Annotated in this window: 11 protein-coding genes; all 11 read left to right on the forward strand. The window is 75.0% G+C overall.

Going from position 1 to position 13,294, the window contains the following annotated elements:
* Positions 1-98 precede the first annotated feature (98 nt).
* The 11 genes from HZZ00_RS12735 (at position 99) to HZZ00_RS12785 (ending at position 13,294) form a co-directional block, all read left to right on the forward strand.
* Positions 99-3,647, forward strand: a complete 3,549-nt coding sequence (locus HZZ00_RS12735) for a CHAT domain-containing protein (RefSeq protein ID WP_257585764.1) — start codon at positions 99-101, stop codon at positions 3,645-3,647.
* Complete coding sequence (locus HZZ00_RS12740; RefSeq protein ID WP_180332280.1) at positions 3,644-4,321, forward strand: hypothetical protein; 678 nt, start codon at positions 3,644-3,646, stop codon at positions 4,319-4,321. The genes HZZ00_RS12735 and HZZ00_RS12740 overlap by 4 nt, the downstream gene beginning before the upstream one ends.
* Positions 4,321-4,992, forward strand: a complete 672-nt coding sequence (locus tag HZZ00_RS12745) for an RES family NAD+ phosphorylase (protein WP_180332281.1) — start codon at positions 4,321-4,323, stop codon at positions 4,990-4,992. Before HZZ00_RS12740 ends, HZZ00_RS12745 begins: the two co-directional genes overlap by 1 nt.
* Before the next feature lie 60 nt (positions 4,993-5,052).
* Complete coding sequence (locus HZZ00_RS12750; RefSeq protein ID WP_180332282.1) at positions 5,053-6,156, forward strand: macro domain-containing protein; 1,104 nt, start codon at positions 5,053-5,055, stop codon at positions 6,154-6,156.
* A 142-nt stretch (positions 6,157-6,298) separates the two neighbouring features.
* Positions 6,299-6,511, forward strand: a complete 213-nt coding sequence (locus HZZ00_RS12755; protein ID WP_257585765.1) for a hypothetical protein — start codon at positions 6,299-6,301, stop codon at positions 6,509-6,511.
* Positions 6,508-7,278, forward strand: coding sequence for a VWA domain-containing protein (locus tag HZZ00_RS12760; RefSeq protein ID WP_180332283.1), 771 nt, complete (start codon positions 6,508-6,510; stop codon positions 7,276-7,278). The genes HZZ00_RS12755 and HZZ00_RS12760 overlap by 4 nt, the downstream gene beginning before the upstream one ends.
* Entirely contained in the window at positions 7,275-8,045 is a 771-nt protein-coding gene (locus HZZ00_RS12765) for a PP2C family serine/threonine-protein phosphatase (RefSeq protein WP_180332284.1), read from the forward strand. The genes HZZ00_RS12760 and HZZ00_RS12765 overlap by 4 nt, the downstream gene beginning before the upstream one ends.
* A gap of 2 nt (positions 8,046-8,047) precedes the next feature.
* Positions 8,048-9,100 carry a hypothetical protein gene (locus tag HZZ00_RS12770; RefSeq protein WP_257585766.1) on the forward strand — a complete coding sequence of 351 codons (1,053 nt, stop codon included), beginning with the start codon at positions 8,048-8,050 and terminating at the stop codon, positions 9,098-9,100.
* Positions 9,101-9,165: 65 nt separating this feature from the next.
* Complete coding sequence (locus tag HZZ00_RS12775) at positions 9,166-9,810, forward strand: 4Fe-4S single cluster domain-containing protein (protein ID WP_180332286.1); 645 nt, start codon at positions 9,166-9,168, stop codon at positions 9,808-9,810.
* Positions 9,807-11,243, forward strand: coding sequence for a hypothetical protein (locus HZZ00_RS12780; protein WP_180332287.1), 1,437 nt, complete (start codon positions 9,807-9,809; stop codon positions 11,241-11,243). The genes HZZ00_RS12775 and HZZ00_RS12780 overlap by 4 nt, the downstream gene beginning before the upstream one ends.
* Positions 11,240-13,294, forward strand: coding sequence for an AAA family ATPase (locus tag HZZ00_RS12785; RefSeq protein ID WP_180332288.1), 2,055 nt, complete (start codon positions 11,240-11,242; stop codon positions 13,292-13,294). Before HZZ00_RS12780 ends, HZZ00_RS12785 begins: the two co-directional genes overlap by 4 nt.

The following is a 13,294-nucleotide window of genomic DNA, read 5'->3' on the forward strand; positions in this document are numbered from 1 at the left end:
CGGGCAGGCGCCGGTGAATCACGGCGATCCGGTGTCATGGCGGACGACGGACCGTCACCATGGGGAAACACAACGGCAGTTGGGTCGGAGGAGTGCGCGTGGGGGAAGAAGAGGAGACCGGCGGAGTCCAGGCGCTGCGGGCCTGGGCCGCTGCGGCCGTCGAGCGGGCGAAGGCCCTCCAGCCGACGCCGGACACCGTCGCCCGGCACACCCGCGCCCACGACGAGTCGGTCACCGAACTGGAAGCGCTCTCCCGTCTGTTGGACCACGATCCGGCGCTCCGCAGCTCGGTGACCGTATGGCTCGGCGGGGTCCTCACCCTGCGCCATGTCGTCGGCGGCGGAACGCCCGAGGACCGGGAGCGTGCGTACCGCCTGCTGCGGGACGCACGGGATCCGGCGACGCGGGCCGGGGCCGACGCCTCCGCCGAGGACCGCAGGTGGGCCGCGCTGTTCCTGCTGACCCACAAGATGCCGTTGCAGGAGATGGCGGGCGGGCTCGCGCCGGAGCCGGACGCGACCGCCGTCTTCGACATGATCAGGGAGAAGGGGTTCGCCGGGATGGCCGCCGAGGCGGCCGAGATGCGGGAGCTGCTGACCGAGGCGGTCGAGCTGCCCCTGCACCCTGAGTTCCTGCGACACCTGCGCAAGGCGCTGGAGCTCCAGACCAGTCCCAGCGCCGACGGGCTGTTCGACCTCTACGCGGACCTGATACCCGAGGACGCCCCGGGTGCCGGGTACATGCGGCAGCGGCTGGCGGACATGCTGGCGGCGATGACCGGTGGCGCCGGCCCCGGCCCGTACCCCGGTTCGGGGACGGGCACCGGCACCGGTGCGAAGACCGGCTACGAGGCCGTTACGTGGTCCGGCGCGGACGACGGTCGCGGAAGCGGCCCGAAGAGCAACGGCGCGACCGCGCGCCCGAAGAGCGGTCCCGATACCGGCGCGACGAGCGGAGCGCGGTCCGGCCCCGAAGCCAGCCCGCAGTCCGGCCCGGGGAGCGGCCCCGAGGCCGCCCCGCGAACCGGTCCGGACTCCTCGCCCGGCACCGGATCCCCCGCGGAGGACGGCCGTTCCAGCACCGCCGGCACCGGCGCCGGTGGCCGGTTCATGCCCCGGACAGCCGACGAGTTCCGGCGGCTCCTCGTCGCGTTGCAGGCCGCCAACACCACGTCCCTGGACTTCACGAACCATGTCGGCGGCGGCGATCCGGCCGCCCTCGACGAACAGCTGCGGCGGCTGCACGACGCGCTGGACGGGTTGCCGGAGGGTGTCCCGGACACCGATGCCCTCGAAGCGCTGATGGCCCTGCTGCTCAGCGCGAGCGACGGCGCGGGCGGGACCCTCCAGGACCTGTCGGTCGGATTGGCGAACCTGAAATCGGGCGTCGACTACCTGCGGCGGAAGTCGCAGACCTCCATCCCCATGGCCGAGAACATCGCGGTCGGGGCGGAGGTGCTGAGCCTGATGGGTGATTTCCGCACCGCCGGGCAGGACGACGTGCAGCGGCTGCGTGAACTCCTCGGCAAGGCAGAGGACTTCGCCGCCACTGTTCCCGAGGGGCACGACCTGCACTACATCGGCCTCGTCGCCCGGTCCATGGGCCGTCTCATGCTCGGCCGGGCCACCATGGACAAGGAACTGCTCCTGAGCGGCCTCGCCGACTTCGAGGCCGGCAGGGCGGCCGCGGGGGAGAGCAACCTCCCGTTGGGAGTGGAGTGGCTGGAGTCCGTCGTCCCCGACGCCGACGCCTTCCGGGCCTACCTCACCGACGACCCGGCGAACCTCCCCGACCGGGAGCCACCCCCGGCGGACGCCACCGCCGCCCAGTTGCACACGGCGGTGAGCCGCCTCGGCATCCGCTACTCCTTCACCAAGGACCCGGAGGACCTCGAAGCCGTCATCACCACGCTGGAACGGCTCCGCGAGCACATCCGGCAGGGCCGGGCCCCACGGGTCGCCGGCGACTCCCTGTGGCAGCTCGCCGAGGCCTACCGCGCCCGCTGGCAGCAGGGCCGCGACGACTCCGACGCGCGGGCCGCCACCGACACGGCCAACGAGGCCCTCGCCACCATCGCCGCCGACGTCCTCCTCCAGCACGGCGCCGAGGACCGTCTGACGACCGCCCGCAACGGCGCCTCCCTCGGCATCCGGGCCGCCTTGTGGGCCGCCGCGCACAACAGGGTGGAGGACGCGGTCGCCGCCCTGGAACTCGGGCGGGCGCTGGTACTGAAGGCGGCGGCCACCTCGCGGGCCGTACCGGAGCTGCTGGAGGACCGCGGACATCACGACCTGGCCGCCGCCTGGCGCGAGTCCGGCGCCGACGACGGCACCGAGCTGCCCGCCGAGCTGCCCAGCACCCTGCGCCGGCGTGCCCTTGAGGCCCTCGGCTACCGGCAGCACGGTGGCCTGCTCGGCACCCCCACCCTGCGCGAACTGGCCGACGGGGTGGGCGAGGCCGGGGCCGACGCGCTGATCTACCTCGTCCCCGGCGACGGCGGAGAGGCCCCGGGCATGCTGCTGGTCGTCGGTCCCGAGGTCGGCATCGGCGTGGGCCCGCTGCCCGTTCTCTCCGAGGAGAGCAGTGCCCCGTTGGAGCGGTACATCGACGCGGCCGACGCCCGCGCCAGGGCGCACGGGGACGAACGGGCGGAAGCCGCCTGGGAGGAGGCCCTGTCCGAGCTGTGCCACTGGGCGCACCTGGTGTTCGTCCACGTCCTCGCCGGACTGGACGAGTACCTGCCGGGCGACCCGGCCGACCGCCGTACGCCCCGGGTCGTGCTGGTCCCCTGCGGCCGGCTCGGGATCGTGCCCTGGCACGCCGCGCGCTTCCCCGAACGCGCCCCGTTCGACTACCTGTGCCAGGCCCTGGTGATCAGCTACGCGGCGTCCGGCGGCGAGTTCCTGCGCACGGCCCGCCGCGCACCGCGCCACCCGGTCTCCGCCCCGGCCCTGGTGGCCGACCCGACCATCACGCTCACGTACGCCGAGCTGGAGGTCCTGGAGCTGCGCAACGCCTTCTATCCGGGGGCACGGCTCTACGGCGACTTCGCGGCCTTCCCGCGCGACTCGGTGCCGGCCGGCACCCCCGAGCAGCTGTTGTCCCTGCTCGCCCAGGACCACTCGATGGTCCATCTGGCCACGCACGGCATGGCGGGGACGCGACCGACGGAGTCGGCCCTGCACCTCGCCCCCGCCGGCTCCGGCGAGGAGAGCGGCCGGCTCACCGTGACCCGGCTGCTCGACCGGCCGCAGCCCGACGAACAGGCGGCAAAGGACGGGCCGTTGATCGTCATGAGCGCCTGCGAGACCGATCTCAGCAACCGTGACCACGACGAGGCGCTGACCCTCACCACGGCGTTCGTCTCGGGCGGCGCGCGCGATGTCGTGGGAAGCCGGTGGCGGGTCGAGGACAGCGCGTCGAGCCTGCTGATGGCGGTCTTCCACCACCACCTGCGGGCCGGCCTCAGCCCCGTCGACGCGCTGCGGGCCGCGCAGTTGTGGATGCTCGACCCGGGCCGCGAGGATCCGGGCTGCCTGAGCGAACAGTTCCGGGGCGACGTCCGCCGCCCCGATCTCCGCCGGCCCGCGCTGTGGGCCGCGTTCATCCACCAGGGCCACCCCGGCCAGGGGAAGGAGACCGTATGAACCCGGGTGAGGACAGCGGGACACGGGTGCTCGCCCTCATCGAAGAGCACCACGACAGCATCCGCGCCCAACTGACCGAGCAGCAGTACGAGTTGCTGCTCACCCGGTTGCGCGCGCTCGCCGACACCGCGCCCGACGACGACCGGGCCGTGCGCCGGGCCCTGCAAGCCGTGCGCCACTGCCTGGTGCCGCTGCCGTTCGGGCACCCGGTCCGCAAGGCGCTGGACTCCGTGCGGCTCGTCGCCACGGCGCCCGTCGGCGGCCCGGTCGTGTCGCGGTCACGGGATCTGCTGGCCCGGCTCACCCTCGGCCCGCCACCGCCTCCCGACACGGCGGCCATCATCGCCGCCGTCGAGCGCCGGCTGCTCCAGGCGCCCGCCCTCTCGGACACCGAGGTCCGCACCCGGTGCGACGGAGCCGTGCCACCGCCCGAGCTGATCCGGCTCGGCGACCGCTACCCGGAGTTCCAGTTCCGGCCCGGGGACGGAACGCCGTACGAGGTCGTCCTGGAGGTCAACCGGGTGCTGCTCGCCGACGCGGACCCGTGGGGAGCCGCCGACTGGTGGCTGAGCGCCAACGCGTGGCTGGACGGCGGATCGCCCGCCGCCCTCCTCGGCGTCCGGCCCGACCGCGAACTGGTCGGCGCGGCCGTCGCGTTGGTGGAGGGGGACTGATGCTCACCGTCTCGCCCTCCGTGTACCGCTTCCGGCCGCACTGGGAGGTGCTGCCCGCCGGCACCCACCTGTGGCGGATGCACTCGTCCCGGTTCGCGGCCGAGGAGTTCAAGCCCTTCGACCCGGACGACCCCGCGCCCGGCCGCTTCCACGGCACCCCCGAGGACCCGTACCCCTGTCTCTACGCGGCGACGGAGCCGGAGACCGCGCTCGCCGAGACCCTGCTGCGCTCGGTCCGCTTCGACCCGCGGACCAGCATGCGGCTGGTGCCCTGGGCGGCGGTGCGGGGCAAGTCGCTGAACGCCGTGCGCACCCGGTGCGAGCTGAAACTGGTCTCGCTGCGCTCCGGAGCGGCGCTCGCCGCCGTCTGCCAGGACCACCTGCTGCTGGAGAACGAGGGACCCGAGCACTACCGGGACACGCGCCGCTGGGCCCGGGAGATCCGCGCCCAGGCGCCCGAGGCCATGGGGATGATCTGGGACTCGAAGCGCAACCCGCCACAGCGGTCCCTGGTCCTCTTCGGGGACCGTCTCGCGGACCACCCGGACGGACCGCTCGAAGCACTGCCGTACCGCAGCATCACGGACCTCGGTTCACCGGAGGGCGTCAAGGAGGTCAACCAGCTGCTGGAACCGCTGCGTTCGGCGGTCAGGGAGCCGCTGCGCCGCTGAGTCGGGGTCCCGCCCGCCGCTCGCTTGTCCCGGTGAGACAAGTGATGCCATCGTTGGCGCATGGCACCGCCGTCCATCGACCATGCGTCGGTTCTCGGGGAATTACAGGTGGTTCGGCGGGCGGGACTGCTGCGGCTGCGCGGCAGCGAACTGCCCGCCCTGGAAACGGCCGCGGCCTCCTCGGTGACCGCGCGCACCCGCGAGAGCGCCGTGGAGGCGCTGCTGCGCCGCGCGGTGGGGCAGCTCGACGCGGGCACCCTGCGCACCGCCGCCGAGTACACGCTGGGCCTGGCCCAGGGCACCCGGGACTGGCCGGCCGCCTCCCGCCGGGCCCGCGCGGCGCAGGTGTACCGGGTGAGCGAGGAGCGCTTCCGCAAGCACCACGAGGTGATGGTGCTGGGGCAGGTGGCCGAGCACATCGTGGCCCTGGCGCAGGGCGGAGCCGACGCCCCGGAGGAGGACGAGCAGGAGGGCGGCACCCACCGGTTCGTGGACGTGCCGGCCGGCGGGCGGACCGTACGGCTCACCCTCCATGTGCACCCCGTCGACCTGCTGCGGGACGTGGACGTGGTGGTCTCCCCGGCCAACACCTACCTCGCGCTGCCCGAGCCGTACAAGTCCTCGGTCTCCGCCTCGTTGCGCCGGGCCGCCTCCGTGCGCGGGGTGACCGGCGACCTGCTGGACGACCCGGTCCACGACGAACTGCGCAAGTGGCTGTTCCGGCACGGCACTTCGGGACGCCCGGTGCTCCCGGGCACGGTCGCGGCCACCGGTTCCGGTGCCCTCGCGCGATACGGCGTACGGCGCATCTACCACGCGGCGGTGGCCGTGCCCCGGGCCGGCACCAACGACTACGACGTGCTGCCCGCCGACATCACCCGCGCCACCTCCCGCGCACTCGCGCTGCTCGCCGAGGAGCACGACCGGTACGACCCGCCGCTGCGCTCGGTCTGCTTCCCGCTGCTCGGATCCGGGCGCGGCGGACTTCCGCACCGGGTGAGCGCGGCCGCCGTGTGGAGTGCCGTCGAGGCGGAACTGGCGCGCGGCGCGCGCTGGGACGTGCACTTCGTGGTGCACACCCCGGAGGCCGCCCGCGCGGTGGAGCGGATACCGGCCAGGACGCGCCCGGTGCGCGACCAGTCGGCGCCCGGCCGGTCCGGTTGACTGGAAGGGCGGGTCGCTCAGGGGGCGCCGCGGGGGAGCAGTCCCCCGGGCGGCCCGCGCCCCGCCGCAGCGGCGGCACCGATGCGGTGCCAATTCACGCAAGGGACGGGAACGTGATGTGTGCGTCACCTACGGTGGCCGTATGACCAGGGGGATGGCTGAATGGGCGCACGGTCGCACGGGTCGCACGGTGACCTGGCCCGCCCCGGACGCGTACGTGCTCATCGACGGAGTCCTGCTGCGCATGGTGCCCGAGCCGCCCGGTCTGCCGCCGGGCACGCCCGTCACCGTGCGCCATGACCGGGCCCGGCGGCTGCCGGTGGCCCAGGAGGAAACCGGGGCGGCGACCGGATGAGCGTCCACGGCATCGAGTTCGGGTCCGGGTACGACGAACGGCAGCCCGTCGTCCTCCTCCTGGACACCTCCGCCTCCATGGGCCGGCCGGTCCGGCAGCCGCGGATCGACGAGCTCAACGACGCGCTGTCCCGCTGGTTCGACGGGGTCCGCGCGCACGACCGGCTGCGCACCCGGGTGGAGGTCTGCCTCATCACCTTCGACTCGGCGGTGCGCGTCTACGACCCCGGCGCGGGCCGGCTGGTCCCGGTCGAACAGGCCGACCCCGACCGGCTGTTCGTGCCGGCGGACGGCATGCACCCGCCCGTGCTGCGCGCCGGCGGCCTGACCCGGCTGACGCAGGCCGTGGACACCGCCCTGGAACTGGCCCGCACGCGCTACCGCACCCTCCAGCGGCAACGGGTACCGGTCCGGCGGCCCTTCCTGTGGGTCCTGACGGACGGTGCGCCGAGCGACGACCAGGGCCGCCCGCTGGACGAGACGGCCCTCGCCGGCACGGCGGACCGGGTGCGCGACGGCGAGGCGAAGGGCGAGTGGGTCTTCCAGGTGATCGGGGTGCGCGGCGCCGACCTGCCCATGCTGCGGGTGCTCGCCCCGAAGGCCACCTCCGCCCTGGAGCACCTGGACTTCGGCCGCATCCTCGAACTGCTCTTCCAGAGCACCGACGACAGCAGCCCGGACCAGGACGCCGACCTCATCCACCGGCAGGTCGACGACCGGGCCGCCCGGCTCGCCCGCATGGAGGAGATAGAGAGGGGCCTGCTGTGATCATCGCGGGCGCCTCCGTCCAGGGCACCGCCCATCTGGCCGCCGCGCAGGGCTGCCAGGACGCCTTCAAGGCGGTCGACCTCGGCGGTGCGGCGGTGCTGGCCGTCTCCGACGGGGCCGGCAGCCGGGACCGCAGCGCCCTGGGCGCCCACATAGCGGTCGACGCGGCGTGCCGGCTGCTGACCGAGGACTTACCGGACACCCGGGAGACACCGGAGACATGGACCCGGTGGATCGCGGGGCGGGGGCGCAGGGTGGTCGAGGAGTACCTGCGCGCGGTCTCGGGAGTGCTGGACGCGGACGCCGGCCCGGCGGACCCCGGGCTGCTGGGCGCCACCCTCACCGCGACGGCCGTCGCCCCGCCCTGGCTGGCCTTCGTCTCCCTCGGCGACGGCTTCGCCACCCTGGTGACCCGCGACGACCGCTGCCACCTGGTCCTCGCGCCGCCCACCGGCCCGCCCGGCTTCCTCTCCTCCCCGGGCGCGGCCCTGCGCGTGCGCACCTTCGTCGTCTGGGAACCGGAACTCGCCGCGGTGGTCCTGGCCACCGACGGCTGCGCGCCCCTCGCCCTCGACCACCCCTCGGTGCGCGGACTGCCCGCCGAGACGGGCCCGTTGCCGGCCGAACGCTTCTTCCTCGGCCTCACCGCCACGCTCCGCGGCAACGGCGGGGACGCCGAGCCCCTGCGCCGCAGCCTCTCCGGGCCGGAGGCCGGCCGGACCGGCGACGACCTGACCGTCCTGTGCGCTCTGGCCGAAGGGCGGTGACCGTGGGACTCACGGTGGTGTCCGGGACCGGACACACATGGCGGCTCACCGAGCAGATCGGCAGTGGTTCCGAGGGATTCGTGTACGGCGTCGACGACGCCCGCCCCCTCGTCGCGAAACTCGTCCCCGACCCGCCCGACCCCGAGGCGTTTCGGCGCCGCGTGGCCCGCCTGGTGCGCCGCCGCCGCGAGCCCGGCACCGTCGGCCTGCTCTCCGGCACCCCCGTCCGGCTGGCCTGGCCGCTGGTCCCGGTGCACACGGCCGCCGGCCGGACCGCGGACCGCGTCGACGGTTACGTGATGACCGACATGCGCCACGCCTACCAGCCGTTCAGTCACCTCCTCACCGCCGCCGGCCGCCGTGTCCTGCTGCCCCGGGCGACCTGGGCGACCGGCCTGCGCGCCGCCCTCGCCCTGTCCCGGCTGCTGGCCGAGGTGCACGCCGAGGACTACGTGGTGGGCGATCTCAAGCCCGACAACCTCTGGATCGACGAGACCGGCCGGGTCGGCCTGGCGGACATCGACTCCTGGCAGTTCAGCGACGGCCGCGAGCTGTTCCGGGGCCGGATGCGCACCCCCGGGTACACCGCCCCCGAGCGGATCGGCGCGCCCGCCGGCACACCGCCGGACACCGCGTCCGACGACTTCGCCCTGGCCGTCCTGGTCCATCAGCTCCTCATGTCCGGACTGCACCCCTTCGCCGGGCACCCCGCGGACGGCGGCGACTACCTGTCGTACGACGACAACGTGCGCCACGGCCGCTGCCGGCTCGTGGACCGCACGTCGGTGCTGCTGCCGCGCCACGTGCCGCCCGCCGACCTGCTGCCCAGACGGCTCGCCGGGCTGTTCCGGGCGGCGTTCACCGGCCCGCTCCGGCGCCCGTCGGCGGCCGACTGGGCCGAGGCCCTCGCGGCCGAGCAGGCCCCCGGCCGACTGCGGGCGTGCGCGGTGAACGCCCGCCACGTCCACACCGTGGAACGGCCGTGGTGCCCGTGGTGCGACCAGGCCGAGCGCGGCGGCGACAGCTACCCGGCCCCCACGCGGGAGAAGACGTGAACACAGAACGGGAAGACGCCGGTGCGGGGCGAGGGGTGAGGGCGACGAGCGCAGGGGGAGAGGGCGTGGGTACGCGTCTGTCCGTCGCCCGGACGCTGGACCGCTGCACGGTCCTCGGACCCGGCAGCCGGGCGGTGATCTGGGTGCAGGGCTGCCCGCTGCGCTGCGCGGGCTGCGTGGCCGCGGAGACCCTGCCCTTCGAGGGCGGGAGCAGCCGGCCGGTCACCGAACTCGCCGACTGGCTCTGCGCGTTGGACGGCATCGAAGGCGTCACGTTCTCCGGCGGGGAGCCGTTCAGCCAGGCCCGCGCGCTCGCCGAACTGCTCGACGCGGTACGGAAGCGGCGCCCGGACTTCGGTGCGATGGCCTACTCCGGCTTCCGCCACGAGGCGCTGCGGCGCGGGGGCCCGGACCGGCGCGCCCTGCTGGACCGGCTGGACCTGCTGGTCGACGGTCCCTATCTGGCGGCACGGCACGGAAGTCTGCGCTGGCGCGGCTCGGACAACCAGCGGCTGATCCCGCTCACCGACCGCTACCGGCAGGCCCTGGACGAGGCGGACACGACCGCCGGGATCGAACTGTCCGTGGACGCCGACGGATCGCTCTCCTGGGCCGGGGTGCCGCCGGCCCCCGGGTTCCGGGAACGGTTCGAGGAACAGCTCGCGGCGCGGGGGTTCGTGCTGCACACCGAGGCACGGAGGGAACGATGAGCGGATCACCGAAGTACAGCAGCGTCCGCGTCGGCGCTCGGTACGCCGAGCGGGAGGCGGCGGAGCGCAGGCGGCGGGCCGAGGAGCGCCGGGCCAGGGAACGCCGGCGGGCCGCCGAGCGGGCCCGGGCCGCCCAGGCCGCCGCCGCCCGCCGGGAGCGGGCCCGCGCCGAGGCGGAGCGGCGCCGCAACGAAGTCGCCCGCAAGGAGGCCGAGTTGGCGGCCCGGCGCCGCGCCGACCAGGAGGCCCGGCTGGCCCGGGCCCGGGCGAACCAGCTCGGGGCGGACGAGCGGGGTCTCGACGAGGTGCGGGAGCTGATCGCGCGGGCCCAGCGCTCCGGTGCCCGCGCCGAAATCGGCGCCCTGGAGCGCCGGTTTGCCGAGCTGCGGGAGCGGGCCGCCCGCGGGGAGCCGCTCGGGGACGCGGTGGAGGAACTGCGGGGCCGGGTCGTCGGCCTGCGCCCGGCGGCGGCCGGAAGCCGCACGGACGACCCCGCCGTGGTCCTCGCCGAACTGGAACACCGGCTGTCCGTCGTCGGCGGCCCGGACGGCGCCGCCCTCGACGCGGAGGGGTACCACCGCTGCACCGAACTGCTCGACCGGCTGCGTGCGGCCGCCGACGGCCAGGACGGTCGGGTCCGCTTCGAAGCCCTGCTCGGCAGCGTCGAGCACGCACTCGCCCGGCACGCGGCCACGGTCGGGGAGGCGCGGGAGGCCGCCGAGCGGGAGACCCGGGCGGCACGGGAGCGGGAGGCGGCCACGGCGCGGGAGCGCGAGCGCGCGGAGGCGGCGCGGGCGGCCCTGGAGTCGGCCCTCGCCGAGGCCGCCGAGCGACTCGACGTCGTGCGCCCGGCGGCCGAGGGCGTGGCCGACACCGCCGCGGAACTCGGCGACCGGGACCTCGCCCAGGAGATCGGGGACGCCGTGCGGGCCGTCGTCGAGGCACTGACCGCGCGCTCGGCGGACGAGGCCCTCGACGCGGTCGCCGTCCTGGAGGGCAGGCTGCCCGACGCCGAGCGCCGGCTCGACGAGCTGGAGCTGGCCTACCAGCGGCGCCGGGACCTGGTGGCCGCCCTCCAGGACGCCATGACCGACGAGGGCTTCGCCTTCGACGGCGGCGAGGACCAGGGCGGCAGCTTCCGGCTGCACTTCACCCGGCCGACCGGGGCGACGTACGAGACCACGGTCGCCACCGACGACGACGGCACCCCCGTCCTCGTCTACCACGTGGCCGGCGAGCCCGACGTGACCCTGTACGCGCCCCGGGACGAGGCGGTGTGCGACACCACCGAGGCGCTGCTGGAGCGGGTGCACGAGGCGCTGGGCGGCGACGACGGCTTCATCCCGGGCGAGCTGACCTGGGACGGCAAACCGCCGGGCCGGCGTGCCAAGCCGCTGCCCCGCGAGACCTACCGGACGTGGACGAACCCATGAGCACGACCGATTTCACCAAGGGCGACGACGGCACCGGGCCCGTCACCGCCGACGGCATGATGCCCCTGTGGGCGGTGTCGCTCGGCTGGGAGCTGCGGCGCGGCCGGCAGGTGATCCTCAACGGGCAGATCCGGGACCGCTGGTGGTTCGAGGACCGGCCCGCGTCCTTCCAGCGGCTGGTCGCCGGGGTGCTGGAGACGCGCGGCGCCGACGTGGTGGGCTGGTGGGACCCGGTGGCCGGGCTCACCTTCCCGCTGCCGGACCACGCCGAGCGCTTCGCCCGGCTGGCGGCGAACCCGTCCCGCCCGGCCGCCGGGGGCGGCGGGGGCGCGTCCGCGGACGGCGGGCGACGCGCCTCGCACGACGGCGGCGACGCGCCCGCGGGCGACCGGACGGAGCCCGGCGCACCCCTCCGGCCCGACGGCGGGGACGCGCCCGCGGACGACCGGCGGCCCGCCGACGCCCGGGCCCGCCGTGGCGTCGAACGCGGGCGGGACCGGTCGAGTCTCCTCTCCCCGCGCCCCGCCGGACCCCCGCGCACCTTCGAGGACGTGCTCGCCCTCGTGCACCGGATCGCCGCCTCGCCCGAGGCGGCCACGGCCTTCGTCTTCCAGGACGTCGACCACCATCTGCCGCCCGGGCAGCCCGAGTCGAACCTCGGCTACCTCCGGCTGCGCGCCGCGATGACGGACGCCGTCACCCCGCGCGCGAGCCTGGCTGGCCGCCGTCCGCACGCCCGCAACGCCGTCCTGTGCGCGGTGGGCGACGTGGGACGGCTGCCCGGCTGGTTCCACCAGGAGGACCCCCGGATCGCCACCCTGCACATCGGCCCCCCGGACCCGAGCGAGCGCCGGCTGTGGCTGACCTGGCTGCGCGACGACTTCAACGGCGCCCCGGACGCCACCCGCCAGGACATCGAGGCCCTGGTCGGCGCGAGCGACGGCATGTCGGGCTGGGAGATCGAGGCCCTGGCCCGCACCTCGTGGCTGCGCGGCGCGCCCCTGCAACGGCCGGACAAGCTCCTCGAACTGCACCGGCTCAACGTGAGCGTCGACCCGTGGACCCAGCTCGACCGGGAGACCGTGGCCCGCGCGGCCGATGTGCTGGGGGCCCGCGTGGTCGGCCAGGCCAAGGCCGTCGAGGCCGTGGCCGGCGCGCTCCAGGCCGCCTTCGTGGGCGTCGACTTCGGCAATCTGGGCGGCGCCCGCCCCCGGGGCGCGTTCTTCTTCGTCGGCCCGACCGGCGTCGGCAAGACCGAACTCGCCAAGACCGTCGCCGAGTTGATGTTCGGCGACCAGAGCGCGTACGCCCGCTTCGACATGAGCGAGTACCAGCAGGAACACGCGGCCGAGCGGCTCGCGGGCGCGCCGCCCGGCTACGTCGGCCACGAGCAGGGCGGCGAGTTGACCCGCCGCGTCCAGGAACGGCCGTTCAGTGTCCTGCTGTTCGACGAGATCGAGAAGGCGCACCCCCGGGTGCTGGACAAGTTCCTCCAGATCCTTGAGGACGGCCGCCTCACCGACGGCCGCGGGCAGACCGCCTACTTCTCCCAGTGCCTGATCATCTTCACCTCCAACACGGGCGCGGAGGCCGTCCAGGACCTGCTGGCCCGAAGCGGCGACGAAGTGCCGTACGCCGAGCTGGAGGAGCACTTCACGCACGCCGTGGAGGAGAAGTTCCGCACGATCGGCCGGCCGGAGATCTACGGCCGGCTCAAGCCGGGGGTGGTCGTCTTCGACATGCTGCGCCGCGAGCACGTCGTGAAGATCACCGACCGGCTGCTGGGCCAGCTCACCGAGTCCGTCCGCGAACGGCACCAGGTCGAGCTGGTCCCCGACGAGCAGAGCCTCCACCCGTGGATCACCGCACGGATGAGCGACCCGGAGCGCCAGGCGTACGGCGGCCGCCAGATCCGCAACGAACTGGAGCCGCTGCGCACGGCCGTCGTCGCCCACTTCCTGGCGCGCCGCCCGGACCCGGGAAGCCGGCTCCGGCTCGGCGTCGGCGCCGACGGCACCCCATGGGTCAGGACCGAGGAAGGGAACGGCTGA

The sequence above is a fragment of the Streptomyces sp. NEAU-sy36 genome (assembly GCF_013423905.1).
Taxonomy (GTDB): Bacteria; Actinomycetota; Actinomycetes; order Streptomycetales; family Streptomycetaceae; genus Streptomyces; species Streptomyces misionensis.